The sequence below is a fragment of the Colwellia sp. BRX9-1 genome, assembly GCF_014077195.1.
GTDB lineage: Bacteria > Pseudomonadota > Gammaproteobacteria > Enterobacterales > Alteromonadaceae > Colwellia_A.
In genome coordinates, this window is record NZ_JACGVM010000002.1 from 127,721 (window position 1) to 145,643 (window position 17,923).

At 37.6% G+C, this 17,923-nt stretch carries 16 protein-coding genes; 3 read left to right on the plus strand and 13 right to left on the minus strand.

Features of this window, described 5'->3' with window-relative positions; all coding sequences use genetic code 11:
• Nucleotides 1–22: 22 nt before the first annotated feature.
• The 13 genes from lpxA to rpsB all read right to left on the minus strand — a co-directional run bounded on the left by lpxA (nt 23) and on the right by rpsB (nt 13,236).
• The gene (lpxA, locus tag H4J76_RS03140) at nt 23–817 is read right to left on the minus strand and encodes an acyl-ACP--UDP-N-acetylglucosamine O-acyltransferase (RefSeq protein ID WP_182215653.1); all 795 of its coding nucleotides are present in this window, start codon (nt 815–817) and stop codon (nt 23–25) included.
• Nucleotides 818–1,270, minus strand: a complete 453-nt coding sequence (fabZ, locus tag H4J76_RS03145) for a 3-hydroxyacyl-ACP dehydratase FabZ (RefSeq protein ID WP_070374046.1) — start codon at nt 1,268–1,270, stop codon at nt 818–820.
• A 4-nt stretch (nt 1,271–1,274) separates the two neighbouring features.
• On the minus strand, nt 1,275–2,315 hold the full coding sequence (gene lpxD, locus H4J76_RS03150; RefSeq protein ID WP_220465242.1) for a UDP-3-O-(3-hydroxymyristoyl)glucosamine N-acyltransferase: 1,041 nt from the start codon (nt 2,313–2,315) through the stop codon (nt 1,275–1,277).
• A gap of 173 nt (nt 2,316–2,488) precedes the next feature.
• Nucleotides 2,489–3,007, minus strand: a complete 519-nt coding sequence (locus H4J76_RS03155) for an OmpH family outer membrane protein (RefSeq protein ID WP_259364978.1) — start codon at nt 3,005–3,007, stop codon at nt 2,489–2,491.
• A gap of 146 nt (nt 3,008–3,153) precedes the next feature.
• Nucleotides 3,154–5,628 (minus strand): outer membrane protein assembly factor BamA, encoded by a 2,475-nt coding sequence (gene bamA, locus H4J76_RS03160; RefSeq protein ID WP_182215650.1) that lies wholly within the window; start codon nt 5,626–5,628, stop codon nt 3,154–3,156.
• A gap of 27 nt (nt 5,629–5,655) precedes the next feature.
• Nucleotides 5,656–7,011 (minus strand): sigma E protease regulator RseP, encoded by a 1,356-nt coding sequence (rseP, locus tag H4J76_RS03165; protein WP_182215648.1) that lies wholly within the window; start codon nt 7,009–7,011, stop codon nt 5,656–5,658.
• Nucleotides 7,012–8,259 carry a 1-deoxy-D-xylulose-5-phosphate reductoisomerase gene (ispC, locus tag H4J76_RS03170; protein ID WP_182221572.1) on the minus strand — a complete coding sequence of 416 codons (1,248 nt, stop codon included), beginning with the start codon at nt 8,257–8,259 and terminating at the stop codon, nt 7,012–7,014.
• A 13-nt stretch (nt 8,260–8,272) separates the two neighbouring features.
• A complete protein-coding gene (locus H4J76_RS03175) occupies nt 8,273–9,142 on the minus strand; it encodes a phosphatidate cytidylyltransferase (RefSeq protein ID WP_182221573.1) in 870 nt (289 codons plus the stop codon).
• Nucleotides 9,143–9,202: 60 nt separating this feature from the next.
• The gene (gene uppS / locus H4J76_RS03180) at nt 9,203–9,946 is read right to left on the minus strand and encodes a polyprenyl diphosphate synthase (protein ID WP_182230100.1); all 744 of its coding nucleotides are present in this window, start codon (nt 9,944–9,946) and stop codon (nt 9,203–9,205) included.
• Nucleotides 9,947–10,045: 99 nt separating this feature from the next.
• Complete coding sequence (frr, locus tag H4J76_RS03185) at nt 10,046–10,603, minus strand: ribosome recycling factor (protein ID WP_070374054.1); 558 nt, start codon at nt 10,601–10,603, stop codon at nt 10,046–10,048.
• A gap of 24 nt (nt 10,604–10,627) precedes the next feature.
• Nucleotides 10,628–11,368: a UMP kinase gene (gene pyrH, locus H4J76_RS03190; protein ID WP_070374055.1), complete on the minus strand. Its 741-nt coding sequence runs from the start codon at nt 11,366–11,368 to the stop codon at nt 10,628–10,630.
• Nucleotides 11,369–11,512: 144 nt separating this feature from the next.
• Nucleotides 11,513–12,385 (minus strand): translation elongation factor Ts, encoded by an 873-nt coding sequence (gene tsf, locus H4J76_RS03195; RefSeq protein WP_070374056.1) that lies wholly within the window; start codon nt 12,383–12,385, stop codon nt 11,513–11,515.
• 122 nt (nt 12,386–12,507) lie between these two features.
• Nucleotides 12,508–13,236 (minus strand): 30S ribosomal protein S2, encoded by a 729-nt coding sequence (gene rpsB, locus H4J76_RS03200; RefSeq protein WP_070374057.1) that lies wholly within the window; start codon nt 13,234–13,236, stop codon nt 12,508–12,510.
• 461 nt (nt 13,237–13,697) lie between these two features.
• On the opposite strand from rpsB, the gene H4J76_RS03205 reads away from it, so the two are divergent.
• The 3 genes from H4J76_RS03205 to glnD all read left to right on the plus strand — a co-directional run bounded on the left by H4J76_RS03205 (nt 13,698) and on the right by glnD (nt 17,897).
• A complete protein-coding gene (locus H4J76_RS03205) occupies nt 13,698–14,306 on the plus strand; it encodes a hypothetical protein (protein ID WP_182215641.1) in 609 nt (202 codons plus the stop codon).
• A 76-nt stretch (nt 14,307–14,382) separates the two neighbouring features.
• Nucleotides 14,383–15,171: a type I methionyl aminopeptidase gene (gene map / locus H4J76_RS03210; protein WP_182230101.1), complete on the plus strand. Its 789-nt coding sequence runs from the start codon at nt 14,383–14,385 to the stop codon at nt 15,169–15,171.
• A gap of 104 nt (nt 15,172–15,275) precedes the next feature.
• Complete coding sequence (gene glnD, locus H4J76_RS03215) at nt 15,276–17,897, plus strand: [protein-PII] uridylyltransferase (protein WP_182215637.1); 2,622 nt, start codon at nt 15,276–15,278, stop codon at nt 17,895–17,897.
• Nucleotides 17,898–17,923: the final 26 nt, after the last annotated feature.

Sequence of the window (17,923 nt, forward strand, 5' to 3'; positions counted from 1 at the left end):
TCTATACTTTTAACAATCGTGTTTAGCGGGCAATGCCACGGCTAGAGTTTTTAATAAACTCAGCAAACAAGGTTAACTCTGGCATATCATCGGCTAATGCGGCAACTTTTTCTAAAGCTTCGTTAACGTTTAAACCTTTACGATAAACTTCTTTATAGGCTCGTTTGATCGTTAAAATAACCTCTTTGTCAAAACCTCGGCGTTTTAACCCTTCTGAGTTTAAACCAAAAGGAGAAGCCGGTTGACCAGACACCATCAAATAAGGCGGTATATCTTTTAAAATCAGCGAATTTGCCGCAACAAAGCTGTGCGCGCCAATATGACAAAACTGATGAACGCCTGTCATACCACCTAAAATAGCGTAATCACCTACATGAACATGGCCAGCAATAGAGGCATTATTTGCAAGAATACAGTGACTGCCAACAATACAATCATGGGCAACATGGGTATACGCCATAAACAAATTATTACTGCCTATTTGCGTTAGGCTGTTATCTTGAATCGTGCCGCGATGGACTGTACAAGATTCACGAAAAACATTATTGTCACCAATAATCAATTCGGTTAACTCGCCGGCATACTTTAGATCCTGACAATCTTCACCAATACTGGCAAATTGAAAGAATTTGTTGCCTTCGCCAATTTTTGTTGGGCCTTTAATGACAACATGAGAATTAATCACACAGTTGTCACCAATAACGACATCTTTAGAAATATAACTCCAAGGGCCAATACTAACATTTTTGCCAATGCTAGCGCCTTCTTCGATAATCGCCTGAGGGTGAATTAAGCTCTGCTTATTGGAAGTCACCATTTATACCACTCTTCTTGCACACATAAGTTCAGCGCAGCAAACAACTTTACCTTCAACCCTAGCTTCGCCATAAAATTTCCACATACCACGACGCTCTTTTAAGAACTCGACATGCAAATGCATAGTATCGCCTGGCACAACAGACTTTTTAAATTTTGCCTTATCAATTGAAGCAAATAAGTACATTTCATTTTTATCTCTGCCATCTGTACTTTTAAAGCCTAAAAGCCCAGTTGCTTGCGCTAAAGCTTCGAGGATCATCACACCAGGAAAAATAGGGAGATCAGGGAAATGACCATTAAACACAGGTTCGTTAATACTAACATTCTTAATAGCATGCAATGTTTTCATTGGCTGATAATCTAAAACGCGATCGACCAAAAGCATGGGGTAACGATGTGGCAGTAATGCTTTGATTTCTGCAATTTCAATGGTGTTTTTTGGTAATTCCAACGGACTATTCCTTTTCAATAATATTGTTTAAGTGCTCGATGTCATGCTCTGCACTCTTAATGCGCTTAAGTATACTTTCTAATTTGCGAATTCTGGCATTATTTTTATTCCATTCTTTATTTGGTTGGCACGGCATGCCCGAAGAATAAACACCGGATTCATTAATATCTTTGGTCACCATGGTCATGCCGGTAAAAACACAACCATCAGCAACTTCAATATGACCATTAATACCAACAAGGCCCGCTATCACACAATTTTTGCCAATAACGGTACTGCCTGCAATAACACTACAAGCTGCCATCGCGGTATTTTCACCAATAACAACATTATGAGCAATTTGAATTTGATTATCTAAAATAACACCATCTTTAATCACTGTATTTTCTAGCGCGCCACGATCGATAGTCGTGCTGGCACCAATTTCGACTTTGTTACCAATAATAACGCTTCCCAGCTGAGGTATTTTCAACCATTTACCTTGGTCATTTGCATAACCAAAGCCATCAGAGCCAATAACCGTATTCGCTTGGATTAAACAATCTTGGCCAATTTCAACACGATGATAAATGCTAACATTGGACCATAATTTAGTACTTGCGCCGATTTTTGCTTGAACACCAATAAAACAGCCCGCACCAATGGTAACATTATCACTAATAACTACGCCCTGCTCTATCACAGTATTAGCGCCGATGGCGACATTATCACCTAAAGTAACATCCGCTGAAATTTGAGCCGAGGGATGAATACTGTTAGCCGGTTTTGGAGTGGTATCAAGTAATTGTGCGGTAAGTGCATAACCCAAATAGGGATTATTCATCACTAGCGCATGGGTATTACAGTCATTAAGGTGTTGAGAAGAAATAATAACCGCACCAGCTTTAGTATCAGCAAGCTGTTGGCTGTATTTTTTATTGGCTAAAAATGCAATTTGTTGTGCATTAGCGGTTGATAATGTGGCAAGTGAATGAATGATATATGTTTCATCACCATGAACCTCAGCACCAATTTTTTCAGCTAGCTGTTTGAGAGTATAAGACATAAACACTTAATATTTTTATGGATGCTCAATGAGCATAACTGGAAAAGACGCTAAAACCAATATGATTTTATTAGGCTAGAAAAAAAACTTGCAACTAATATTATTAATAATAGTTGCAAGTTTTATAACGGTAAGGCTTCAATTAACCTTATATCTACTACTTAGCGGTAGACTTAGTTAAGTTTACTAACCTGTTCAACAACCTTATTAGTGATCATTGCATCTGGCTTAGCAAAAATAACGGCTTGCTGTTCTAAAACAAGGTCATATTTGTCTTTTGCAGCAATGCTGTCGATAGCTTGACGAACCAAGGCTATAATTTTGTTTGTTTCTTCGTTCTTACGCAAGCCAGTTGCTTGTTGGAACGCTTTACCTTTAGCTTGGTAATCTTGATATAATGTTGCGATTTGAGTATCAAGTTCTTCGATATCTTTAGCGCTCATTAATGAACCGTCACGCTGTTTCTTTTCTTGGTAGTACTTAATGTCTTTTTCTAACTGAGCTAAAATAGCTTTATCATCTTTAAACTCAGCTTCTAGTACCTGCATTACTGCCGTTGTTTGTGGGATTTTACTCATCACTTCTTGGAAATTAACCACGGCGATTTTTTGATCAGCAGCCATTACAGAGCTTGCTAATAACAACGTTGACGCTACTGCAGAGCAAGTAACTGTTTTAATGAATTTTTTCAATTTTATCTCCAAAATATTATTACTTCACAACTTTGATATAAGTTGCATTAATTTTTATAATTGTCATGTAATAGCTATGGGGGCTAACTATAAGAATTAAACCCCCTTAGTAAATTTATACGCACTATGCCTGAAAGTTCTCTTTATTAAAATGTTTTACCTATATTAAAACTAAAGAACTCTTTATCATCGTCTTTTTCTGATTTTAGTGCTTTCGCGAAACTAAAGATCATTGGGCCCATAGGAGATAACCACTGCACTGATAAACCGGCAGAGCTTCTATAACGACCAACATCTGAATAATCATCAATCTTTTCAAATTCAGAGGTTACTAAATCGTTGTAGTCTTCTAAGTTGAACTCTGTATCCCAAACATTACCAACATCGACAAAAAAGCTGGTACGAACACTGTTCGAGAAACCTTCATCAAGTAATGGTGTTGGTACAATAAGTTCGATACCCGCGACAATAATGGCATTACCACCAACAGAACGCTGTGAGACGTTAATAAAATCGTGATCTTGCCCTAAACAACAACTACTTCCACCCTCGACCGGATCAGGAGTACCTGTGATTTGTGTTGGATAGCGAAATACCGCACGTGGGCCAACAATGTTATTTTCGAAGCCACGTAATGTATCAGAACCACCCGCTCTAAAGTTTTCCCAGAAAGGCAATATCTGGTCATTACCATCTATGGTGCCATAACCATTACCGTAACCGGCGTTTAAACGTGCTAGCACTGTCCAACGTTGATCTTGTGTTAATGGGAAGTACCATTTAGTGTCTAAGTTAATTTTAAAATAATCAACATCTGAATTTGGCGTTGTCATTTTATAAGTCAAACTTTGACTTGAGCCGTCTGTTGGAAAGGTACCACGGTTCAATGTCGTGCGAGATATAGCCATCGATAAATCGAAACTTTTAAATTCTAAACCACCATCAGGGTTATTAGGATCAGAATATATCTCGTAAAATTGTTGAATTTGTTCATAAGTTTGTAAACGTGTAATACCGTTACTTTTGTAACCTACGCCAAAGTTTAAACGAACATATTCATTAATAGGAAAGCCTAAGTTAAGCCCAACACCATAAGTTCTATTGTTGTATTCAACTAAGTTCGCATTACCCGCATTAAACTCGCTGTAATATATTTGCCCGCCTAAAGAAACAGCATCTACAGTAAAGTATGGGTCGGTGTAAGAAATACTCGCACTTTGCTGATAACTCATGGTATTAACATTAAATGCCAAGCGGTTACCCGTTCCTAAAAAGTTGTTTTGCTGTATACCTGCACTTAAACTTAAATTAGTCGTAGAACCATAACCAATACCGGCAGTAAAAGACCCTGAGGGTTGCTCTTTAACCGTAAAGTCAATATCAACTAAGTCATCATCACCTGGTAACTGTTTAGTTTCGTATTCAACATCTTCCAAATAAGGTAAACGCTGTAGCCATGCTTTTGAACTTTCGGCAGCATTATTCGATAACCAAGCACCTTCCATTTGACGCATTTCACGGCGTAGTACTTTATCGGCAGTAACATTATTACCTTCGAAGTTAATACGGTTAACGTAAACACGTTTGCCAGGGTCAATAGAAATAGTCAGTTTAACCGTTTTTTCTTCTTCATTAATTTCAGGAATAACGGTTACTTTCGGGTAAGCATAACCATAACGGCCTAGATAACGGCTGATAGTTTCTTCGGTATACGTTACCTCTGCACCATTATAAAGTTTACCTGGACGTAATGGGTTAATAGCTCGGATCGTACGTTCAAACCCAACCATATCACCAATAAAATCTATTTCACTGACTTTAAATTGTTCACCTTCAGTGATATTCAAGGCAATATAAACCGCTTTTTTATCAGGGGTCATTGACACCTGAGTCGAGTCTACTTTGTATTGCAGATAACCACGGTCTAAATAGTAACTTTTAATCGTTTCTATATCACCTTGTAAGGTTTGTTTTTGATAGCGGTCTTGCGCCATAAAATCCCACCAAGGAGAATCAAAGGTAAGTTCTATGCGTTCAAGAAGCTCAACATCAGAAAATATCTCATTACCAACGACGTTAATCTGCTCTATTGCTGCAGCATCGCCTTCGGTGAAAACAAAATTTATGTCAACACGGTTACGAGGCAAGTGAATAATTTCAGCTTTTACATCGGCATTATATTTACCAATACTGTGGTAGAAATCTTCTAAGCCTACCTCAATACCGGAAATTATAGTCATGTCGAGTGTTTCACCGACTCGAATATTACTGCCGTCAAGACTCTCAGTTAGTTGCTCTGCTTTTAAGTCTTTATTGCCATCGAAGGTGATTTCACTGATCGTTGAACGCTCATGAACACGATAGATAACTCTGTTACCTTCACGATAAACGACAACATCATTAAAATGTCCTGACTTGTAGAGAGACTTTATCGACTGAGAAATACGGAATTCATTGAGCGTATCTCCCGTATTAAAAGGGATATGAGTCAAAGCAGCGCCGAGTGCGACACGCTGTAACCCTTTTACTTCAATATCTTCTACTTGAAATTCTTCAGAGGCTTGTGCTGTTGTACCTAAGGCACCTAATAATACCGCAAGGGCAATTTTTTTAATTATCATAAATGCTAACTTTTATTACTTCTTTTGTTATAACCGCGAAAAATCGTTAAATAATGCGATACTCATTAAGCCTAAGAGGGCTAGTGTACCAAACTTAAAACCTATTTCTTGTATTTTTTCTGATACGGGTTTACCTGTGACAATTTCCACAAGATAATAAAATAAATGCCCGCCATCAAGCACTGGTAAAGGTAATAAATTTATAATACCTAAGTTAATGCTAATTAAAGCCAGAAAACCTAGGAAATATACCAAACCATATTGTGCACTACTTCCTGCTCCTTGTGCGATAGAAATAGGCCCACTTAAGTTCTTAACAGAAATATCACCCGTCAAGAGCTTGCCTATCATGTCAAAACTCAATACTACTAAGTTCCAACTACGCTGTAAGCTTTGTCCTAAAGCATCAACAACGCCGTAACGTAACTCAAATAAATATTCTTTTGGGTAAGAGTCAGATTTTGGAACCACACCCAAATAACCTATTTTCTTACCCGCACGTTCAATTAAAGCCGGTGTTACCATTATCTCTTTGTTTTCACCAAGTCTTTCGACGACTAAAATAACGTTTTGTTCCGGAAGTTGACTAATATTTTTTGAAAACATCACCCAACTGCCATTAATACTTTCGTTATTGATGCTAATTAACTTGTCATCAACTTTTAGGCCGGCCTTATCTGCAACACTACCTTCTTCAATAAAAGCTAGCTCAGCATAAACAGCGGCTCTATAAGGAGCAATACCTAAACTACTAATGGCTGATTCTTTATCGGGTGAAAAAGACCAGTTAGCCGCATCCAAATTATAAGTTTTCGGTGAAGCACTACCTTGTTCTTTTGTTTTTATAGTAAAAGCGCTCTCACCTATTTGCGAGACTAACGCTAGATTGACATCTTGCCAATCTAAGGTCTTTTGACCGGCAACTTCAATGATTTCACTGTTACTGGTAAGATTCGCCCGCTGCGCTATAGATTCTGGCATTATTTCACCAACAATCGGTTTTACACTCGGCACACCAATTAGAAACATCAGATAAAAAGCAAAAATAGCAAAAGCAAAGTTTGCTAGAGGCCCAGCAGCAATAATCGCTATACGCTGATAAACTGTTTTATTATTAAAAGTTTTATCGATATCTTCGGGTTTGACCTCATCAACGCGGCCATCAAGCATTTTAACGTAACCACCCAATGGAATTAAGGCGATAACAAACTCTGTACCTTCTTTATTAACTTTTCGCCATAATACTTTGCCAAAGCCAATTGAAAAACGCTCTACTTGCACGCCGTTTCTGCGGGCAACCCAATAATGGCCGTATTCATGCACCGTAATTAAAATACCTAAAGCGACAACAAAAGAGGCTAAATTCCAAAAAAAATCAAACAACTATAGATTACCTTTTTCGTTAACTTCATTAATCGCCACATCATTGACTACAAAGCAGCCACTAGCAATTAAATTACGTGAAAATTCTCTAGCACTTGCATCAAGCGCAACGACATCATCAATTGATGCCACCCTTTCTGAGACAAATTTATTCACAGAAGTTTCATTTATTTTTGCAATATCAGTAAATTTTATTTTTTCGTTCAAAAAAGCATCAACGGCAATTTCATTAGCAGCATTTAAAGCTGTACATGCACCTTGGCCACTTTTACAAGCCGCTATAGCTAATTTTAAATTAGGATACTTTTGATAATCGACATCTTCAAATTCAAATGATGGCGTATTGAAAAAATCTAAGGGTGCGACACCTGAATCAATTCTCTGCGGATAAGCCAAGGCATGAGCAATGGGGGTACGCATATCAGGATTACCCATTTGAGCTATCACGCTACCGTCTTTATATTGCACCATTGAATGAATGGTACTTTGCGGATGTAAAACAACGTGGATATCGTCAGGGTCGATATTAAATAACCATTTTGCTTCAATAAATTCTAGGCCTTTATTCATCATGGTCGCAGAGTCTACAGAAATTTTACGGCCCATCTCCCAATTAGGGTGGGCACACGCTTGTGCTGGGGTTACTTCTGCTAACTGTTCGACTGAAAAAGTTCTAAACGGACCACCTGAGCCGGTCAGTAATATTTTACTGACGCCATTACTTGCTAAGTCGCATCGACCTGGCTTAGCTTGTACATTAGCGGGTAAACACTGGAAAATAGCATTGTGTTCACTGTCTATCGGCAATAATTCTGCACCATACTTTTCAACCGCATCTATAAACAAAGCGCCTGAAGTCACTAAAGCTTCTTTATTTGCTAACAGTACTCTTTTACCCGACTTAACTGCAGCCATAGTAGACAAAAGACCTGACGCTCCAACAATAGCAGCCATAACAGTATCTGAGGTATCAGCTTGAGCAATATCAATTAAGCCTTGTCCGCCACTGAGTACTTCAATATTTTGTAAACCGTTTTGGTCGAGTTTTCCTTTTAAAGCTTGTGCCGCATGCTCGGCCACCATAACGACAGTGCTCGGTTTAAATTCCAGACACTGCGCCAACATTTCATCAACCCGGGTATTCGCCGATAAAGACTCAACAGAAAATAACGTGGGATGAAGTCTAACAACCTCTAAGGTGCTAACACCTATCGATCCTGTTGAACCTAAAATACAAAGTTTACGCATCGTTTATATCAACCTACTGCCAGCCTAATAAGGCATAACATAATGCATAAATCGGCGCAGTAGCCGTTAAACTATCAATTCTGTCCAAGATACCGCCATGACCAGGTAATATTGCGCCACTGTCTTTTATGCCTGCTTGTCGTTTAAACATACTTTCATTTAAATCACCTAGCACTGACACTGTTGTGATGATAGCGGTGACAATTAACGCTAACGTAAATTGATGTTGCTGCCATCCGAGCGAGTAACCGGCAATACTGATAAAGATACAGGCACAAACAACACCACCAATAAAGCCTTCGAGGGTTTTGCCTGGACTGACATTGGGTAGTAGTTTACGTTTACCGATAGATTTACCGACAAAATAAGCACCTACATCAGCACTCCACACCATTAAGAATAAAAACATAATGAGCTGAGCGCCATTATACGGATCTTGGTTGTAATCATTACTGCGCAGCACCATAAAAGCGAGCCAAGTAGGAATAAGCGTTAACCAGCCAAATACACCACGAATCGAGCGATGGCTTGACCAAAACTTACTGTAGCGAGGATAAAGAAAGGTTAGCGTTGCTGATAGCACCCACCAAGCAACAGCAATCCATAATACCAGCGACACACCTGAATGGAGCTGCCCATCATTAGACCAGAGTTGTAACAATGGTAGTGCGTACCAAAGCACAGATATAAGAATAATCGTCGCACAAACAAAAGCAAGACGACGGCGTTTATTGGCAAAGCCCATTAAAGGCCCCCACTCCCATGCACCAATAGCCATAACAGCCATAAACAAAGCCGCAAATTGATCTAGAGGTAAATAGAAAATGGCGAAAATAGTTAAAGGCGCTAAGATAACAGCGGTAATAATACGTTGTTTTAACAAATGGAAACCCTTATAAATGCTATTTAATTTTATCGTTATTATTGTTTTTAATTTATAGTCTTAAATTTTTATTTGTTCACCTGTTTGACCAAAACGTCGTTCTCTTTGGTCAAAGCATCCCATTGCGTTAATGAGCGCTTGTTCATCAAAATCAGGCCATAGTGTTTCTGTAAAATAAAATTCTGCGTAAGCTGCTTGCCATAGCAAAAAATTACTTATGCGAAAATCACCACCGGTACGAATAAGTAAATCAAGTTCAGGTAAGTTAGCTAAACAAGTATATTGATGGAGTGTTTCTTCGGTTATATCATCAACAGACATGGTGTTATTGGATACTTTTCCAGCTAAAATTTTAGCGGCATTAGCTATGTCCCAACGTCCGCCATAGTTAGCTGCAACAGACAATACCATACCTTTATTGTTTGCGGTTAAATCTTCTGAAACTTTTATTTTTTTTTGTAAATTTTCTGAAAAACGTGAAACATCGCCAATCACTTGGAAGCGCACATCATTTTTATGAAGCTTTTTCACTTCTCGTGTTAGCACAAACATGAATAAATCCATCAATACGCTAACTTCTTGTTCTGGACGTTGCCAATTTTCACTACTAAAGGCAAAAAGTGTTAATGCTTTCACCCCGTATTTTATCGCAGTACTCACTGATGTTCGAACTGATTCAACACCTGATTTATGACCTGCAACCCGTGTTTTTCCACGTTGTTGTGCCCAGCGTCCATTACCATCCATTATAATGGCAACGTGTTGCGGCACTTTGATTAAAGTATCTGTTATTGCTTCAGTCATAATCGTTCCGTCATACTAATCAAGCTAGATTCAAATTTTCTGTAAAAAAAACCGTAGTGATCATTTAATAACTACGGTTTATATTATCGGTTAAAGAAGTTATATTTCCATTAACTCTTTTTCTTTAATAGATAAGATATCATCAACCTGTTTTACATAAGTATCGGTTAATTTTTGAATATCATCTTCAGACTGATGCATTTCATCATCATTAATTTCTTTTTCTTTATTCAATGATTTTACATCTGAATTAGCATCGCGGCGAATATTTCGAATAGCGACCTTGCCATTTTCAGCTTCATTTTTAACCACTTTAACAAGATCTTTACGACGCTCTTCTGTTAAAGGTGGTAAAGGAATACGAATAAGTGTTCCTTGAGATGATGGGTTCAAGCCCAAATCAGATTTCAAAATTGCTTTTTCTACCGCGCCGATCATGCCTTTATCAAAGACAGTAATCGCTAAAGTACGCGCATCAGGTGTAGCAATGTTGCCCACTTGACTTAATGGTGTTTCCATACCGTAATAATCAACAACAATATTATCAAGTAAAGAACGATGTGCTCGCCCCGTTCTTACTTTGTTTAAATTGCTTTTTAATGATTCGATACTTTTACTCATACGGTCTTGAGCATCTTGTTTTATTTCATTTATCACGTTGAATTTCCTTTAAATCAAAAATTAAACTAAATTTTCTGAATGGTCGATAGTTGTACCTTCATTACCGCCCATTACCACTGCTTTTAGTGCACCTGGCTTATTCATATTAAAAACACGAATAGTCATATTGTGATCACGCGCGAGCGTAAATGCGGCTAAATCCATTACTTTGAGTTCTTTTTCTAATACTTCGTTATAACTTAATTGGCTATATAAGGTAGCATCAGGGTTTTTAACAGGGTCATCTGAGTAGATGCCATCTACCTTAGTCGCTTTTAAAACCACATCAGCTTCAATCTCAATGCCGCGTAAACAGGCTGCTGAATCTGTGGTAAAGAAAGGATTACCGGTACCGGCACTGAAAATAACAACACGGCCAGATTTTAATAAACTGATGCCTTCAGCCCAGTTATAACGGTCACAAACACCTGCCAAGTCAATAGCAGACATTAATTTAGCATTAACAAAAGCGCGATGTAAGGCATCACGCATCGCAAGACCGTTCATTACGGTTGCTAACATACCCATTTGGTCACCAACAACGCGGTTCATTCCTGCTTCTGCAAGACCAGCGCCACGGAACAAATTACCGCCGCCAATAACTAAACCCACTTGGATGCCCATTTCAATCAGTTCTTTAATTTCTTGAGCCATACGATCCAAAACTTTAGGGTCGATACCGAAACCCTCTTCACCCATTAAGGCTTCACCACTAAGTTTTAATAAAATTCGACGATATATTGGTTTTGGACTGATGCTCATAAAAAACATTCCTGTATTTTGTCTATAAATAGGCGAAAAAAATAGCCGTGATCAATTTGACCGCGGCTATTTTAATACGTTTAGCTGACTATCGAAAGTCTAAACTGAAAAAAGAACTGTTTTACTGAATTAAATGCTTAAAAATTAAGCTTTTGATGCAGCAATTTGTGCTTCAACTTCAGCAGCAAAATCTTCTTCTTTCTTAGCAATGCCTTCACCAACTTCTAAACGAACAAAGTTAGAAACCGTAATGCCTTTCTCTTTAAGAACAACACCAACAGTTTTCTTAGGTTCCATGATGAATGCTTGACCTGTCAAAGAAATTTCACCGGTAAATTTCTTCATACGACCTATGATGATCTTTTCAAGTAATTCAACAGGTTTTTTCTTTTTATCATCAAGAGCATCGTTTTCAGCTTTTAAGATATCTAGTTGAATACGTTGTTCATTTTCTACAACACTATCAGCAACATCTTCAGGTGTTAAAAATTCAGGCTTACTTGCAGCAACGTGCATAGCAATGTGCTTTAATGATTCAGCATCGCCTTCACCAGCAACAACAACACCAATACTAGCGCCATGGCTATATGAAGCTAATGCAGCACCTTCAACGTATGAAACGCGACGGATATTGATGTTTTCACCAATTTTAGTCACAAGCGTAATACGCTTTTCTTCGAATTGAGCTTGTAACTCTTCGATTGTCGCTTTTGATGCTAAAGCAGCGTCTGCAACTTCGTTAGCAAAACCTAAGAAGTTAGAATCTTTTGCAACAAAATCAGTCTGACAGTTAACTTCAAGAAGTGCAGCAACGCCATCAGCGCTTTTAATTAAAATAGCACCTTCAGCAGCGATGTTACCGGCTTTTTTAGCCGCTTTTGCTTGACCGTTCTTACGCATATTTTCAATCGCAAGTTCCATGTCGCCTTCAGCTTCTTGTAAAGCTTTTTTACAATCCATCATGCCCGCAGCTGTGCGTTCACGAAGTTCTTTTACCATTGCAGCAGTAATTACCATGAGAGAATTCCTCAAATTTTGTTATCCCCTAAACTATTTAAAGCCGGGCATAAATATTAATATGTTGCCACAAGCGCTAACACGCTTGTGGCAATAGCAAAAAAGATTATGAAAAACTGAAATTATTCAGCTTCTACAAAACCGTCTTTTTCAGCTTGAACAACAATGTTCTTTTCACGACCAGCTAAAACTGCGTTAGCAGCAGAATCAGTGTATAAAGTCACAGCGCGAATTGCATCGTCGTTACCCGGGATAATGAAATCAATGTTATCTGGGTTTGAGTTTGTATCAACTACAGATATTACTGGAATACCTAAGTTTTTAGCTTCTTTAATAGAAATGTGTTCGTGATCAGCATCAATGATGAATAAAACGTCAGGTAAACCACCCATGTTTTTGATTCCACCAAGACTTTTGTCAAGTTTTTCCATTTCACGTGTACGCATCAAAGCTTCTTTTTTAGTAAGAGCTTCAAAAGTACCGTCAGAGCTTTGTGCTTCAAGATCTTTTAAACGCTTGATTGATTGACGAACTGTTTTCCAGTTAGTCAACATACCACCTAACCAACGGTGATTAACGTAAAACTGATCACATTTGATAGCAGCATCTTTAATTGCATCGCTTGCAGCGCGCTTAGTACCAACAAATAAAACTTTACCTTTTTTCGCAGAAACACCTGATAAGAAAGCAAGGGCTTCATTGAACATAGGAACAGTTTGTTCAAGGTTGATGATATGAACTTTATCGCGTGAACCAAAAATGTAAGTTTTCATTTTTGGGTTCCAGTAACGGGTTTTGTGACCGAAATGAACACCTGCTTTAAGCATATCGCGCATAGAAACGTTTGGCATGATTTTTCCTTTATTTGGTTTAGGGGGTTAAGCGTTCATACATTCAAATATACCTGACTCTTTATTGTTCGATTATTTGCTTATAATTAAGACAAATTCAAACTGAGCACCCCGACATATTCTTAATAAATGTATGTGAATTTATAATAAGTATTATTATTTTTAATAATACAAGTTTAAAAGCTAAACACTATCGATAACAACAAGTTAGTAATCGGATAACCGAAAACACTGAGTAATACTTAGATAAAATCTAAATAACTATGCTATTCAATCGACAAATTTAACGGCGCACTTTATACCATATTAATTTACCAAAGGCTAGAAATTAACAATTAAAGGTCAATATTTCTTAATTAATATAGTAATAATATTACTGGGATAATTTTACTGTACGCGCTAAAATTAGCGGTTCTATATTTTATTAAATTTTTGACTTAACACTACGGCGATATATGACCATGTCTACTGAACTCTTTTTTATTTATGACACACACTGCCCTTGGAGCTTTGCGACAACTTCTTTAGTTAAAGAAATTGCTGATGCTTATCCAAATATCACTTTAAATTTATGGCACAGTGCTCACTATGAAGGAGATGAGAAAGTCAGCCGAAAAACTATTGATGCCGTTGAAGATGACGCTAACATTGAATTTAGTCACGAATATGTGAAGACACTTAACGTAGAGAAAGACTCAACATTAAGTGCTAATTTAATAGGATGGGTCAGTCAAAAAGTGCCTCACTTAACTTTAGAGCTTATTACCGCTATCCAAAAACAGCATTTTGAACAAGGCACAGCGTTTACGCACGAAAGTGATTTTCAGCCTATCATTGATGAACTTAAGCTATCACCGCCTGCAAAAGTATTTAAAGAAGGTAAAATAGCTAAGGAAGCCGAATTTGTTTTACAAGAAATTTATGACTTTCAAGAGTATATTGGTACAAAAGCGATCCCCGCATTACTAATTGCTCATAATGAAAACCTAACCTTACTCAATCATAACTTATATTTACAAAACCCTAGTGCAATAATAGAAGCTGTTGAGCTTGAACTTGCAAAAAACTAGACCAATAGACAATAACGACACTTTTAGGCAAAATAACAACCGTAGCCTTTACACTAAACAGACAATAGAGGAATAAATGGGTATTACAATTAAAACTCAGCAAGAAATAGAAAAAATGCGTATAGCAGGAAAACTTGCCGCCGACGTATTAGAGATGATCACACCTTATGTAAAAGCGGGTGTGACAACCAATGAGTTAAATACCCTATGCGCTGACTATACTGACAAAGTGCAAGATGCCATTTCAGCGCCATTAAATTATCATGGCTTTCCTAAATCAATTTGTACCTCAGTTAATCACGTGGTGTGTCATGGTATCCCTAACGACGTGCCATTAGTTGATGGCGACATCGTTAATATGGACATCACTGTTATTAAAGATGGCTATCACGGTGATACCAGTAAAATGTTTCTTATTGGCGAAGTAAGTCTTGAAGACAATCGTTTATGTCGTATCACCAGAGAAGCTTTGTATGTCGGATTGAAAAAAGTAAAACCTGGCAACACCTTTGGTGAGATTGGCACTGCTATTCAAAAGTTTTTAAAAAAATCAGGTCGTTACTCTATTGTAAAAGAATATTGTGGCCATGGTATAGGCAGCGTTTTTCATGAAGAACCACAGATCGTTCATTATAAAAATACCGACAAAGAAAAAATGCTTGAAGGTATGTGTTTTACTATCGAACCTATGGTTAACCTTGGTCGTGCTAATACACTACTAGATAAAGAAGATAATTGGACCGTTTACACCTTAGACGGCAAAAAGTCGGCACAATGGGAACATACACTTGTGGTTACTCGCACAGGCTGTGAAATTTTAACATTGCATAGCGATGATACGATTCCAAGACATCTACATAACTAGTTTTGTTAACAAAGTATAAGTTAGCGATAGTCGTTATTTGCTTTTTAATGGCTAAATAAAGCATGATGTCTATCGCCTTAACTTATTGAGTAAAATATTCAGCTATGCAAACTCTTTTTCCGATAGAATATAGTACCCCATTAGCCGTTAGCTCCCCTTTTATTTCTACTCAAGATATTTGTCAACTTAGCCGCGATTTTCAGCAATGGCAAAAAGATAAATTTCCTTATGTAGAGGTATCCATATTAGTATCAACGCGTTCAGAGTTTGTCGACAAAATTCTCCATAAACTTTGGTGCCAGCACAATTTAGATGAAGATCAAATTAGCTTACTTGCTGTTGGTGGTTATGGTCGAGGTGAATTACATCCTTATTCTGATGTCGATATATTATTACTGACTAAAGAAAAGATCAGTGATGCCTTATCCGAAAAAATATCCGCTTTTATTACTCAGCTATGGGATGTAAAGCTCGATATTGGTCACAGTGTCCGCAGTGTTAAAGAATGTGTAAAACAAGCAAAAAGCGACGTTACCATAGCGACAAACCTGATGGAAATGCGCCAAATTTGTGGCAATGAAGCACTCACTCAGAATTTATATCCGTTATTGGCAAAAGATGGCTTTTGGACCTCAAAAAAATTCTTCTTGGCCAAACGCGAAGAACAATACGAACGCCACCAACAATACCATGGTGCTTCTTATACGCTAGAGCCCAATTTAAAAGCTAATCCGGGTGGCCTGCGAGACATTCAAACCATAGCTTGGGTTGCCAAACGACATTTTGTTGCCGACTCACTTGAAGAACTTGTTGCCCATCACTATTTAACACAAAACGAATTTTTTGAATTATTAGAGTGTCAAGACTACCTATGGCGGATGCGTGCCGCTTTGCATATTATTGCGGGTCGTAATGAAAACCGTTTACTCTTTGATTACCAAGGTGAAGTTGCCAGTTTAATGGGCTTTGGTGATGAAGGTAAATTTGCTATTGAACGCATGATGAAGCGATTTTTTCGTATTATTGGCCGTGTTGCTGAACTTAATAAAATGCTATTACAGCATTTTGAATATGCCATTATCAAAAAGAATCATCCGGTTGAAAAGATCCCCCTGACTAAAGATTTTATTATTATTGATGGCCAAATAAATGCAGTAAATGACAGAGTTTTTATGAGTTCAGTAAAAATTATGGAACTGTTTTTACTGGTTGCTCAAAATGAAAATATTACCGATTTACACCCTCAGACACTCAGATTATTAAGAAATGCCCGTAGACGTTTAATTTCAGGGCTGATGGATTACGCCGAATGTCGACGAATCTTCATCGAAATTATGAAGCATCCTAATGGCTTAGGATTAACCTTTAGCTTAATGCATCGCCATTCGATTATTGCCGCTTATTTACCACAATGGCGAAGTATTGTTGGGCAGATGCAGTTTGATTTATTTCATGCATATTCAGTTGATGAACATAGCTACCGCTTAATTAAAAATATTTACCGTTTTAGCCAACCTCAACACGACAATGATTATCCGCTTTGTAGCAAGATAATGCAGCGTATTCGTAAGCCAGAAGTATTATATATTGCAGGCATTTTTCACGATATTGCGAAAGGTCGTGGTGGTGACCATGCAAAGTTAGGTGCAGTTGATGCCTTAGAATTTAGCAAGGTTCACCCGATAAGTGATCACGATGGGCGCATGATAGCCTGGTTAGTCAAAAACCATTTAGTGATGTCGGTAACCGCACAACGTCGAGATATTGCTGATGAAGAAGTGATCAGAAATTTTGCTGCTATTGTCAGGGATGAAGCTCACTTAGATTATCTCTATTGTTTAACCGTTGCTGATATGCGTGCAACCAATGAAAGTTTATGGAATAGCTGGAAAGCAAATTTACTGCAAGAGCTTTATTTTAATACCAAAAGAGCCTTTCGCCGCGGACTCGAAAAACAAGTTGATTTACGTGCAAAAACACGAGAAAACCAAGAAAAAGCACTTGAACTGCTCAAAGATTACGAGTGCGATGCTAATCAAATTAGAACCTTTTGGAAAAAGCTTAAAGCCGAATATTTTTTACGTTATTCACCGGTACAAATTGCTTGGCATAGCCGTCATATAATAAAACATAGTATCGTAAAACCTTTAGTGTTGATCAGTCCTAAGCCTTATCGAGGCGGTACTGAAATATTTATTTATACCAAAGCCTCAGCAAATATTTTTGCAAAAATGGTGACCTTACTCGACGCGCAGCGTTTATCGATTCATGATGCTAAAATAATTAGCAGTAAGAAAGGCTATACCTTAAATACGTTTGTGGTATTAGATCAAAAAAACAGAGCGATTACGGACAGCAGTCGGGCATTAGATATAGCAAACAAACTCACTAAATCATTAATGAAGCCACTGCCAAAAGTAAAAAACAAACCTGCTCCCGCTTATATTGATAACTTTAAAGTTCCCACTAAAGTGAGTTTTATCGAAACAGCAACCGATAAAACTACGGTATTAGAAATAATTGCGCTTGATCATCCCGGCCTATTAGCTAAATTTGCCAAAATTTTTCAAGAAAACAAACTAAATATTCACTCAGCAAAAATCACAACTTTTGGTGAAAAGATAGATGATGTTTTTACGGTTTCAAACACTGATAATTTAGCGTTAACACAAGAACAACAGCAAAAACTTTCAGCGATGCTATGTGAAAAACAATTTAGCATTTAACACTTTAGACCATAAATTTAAAAGAA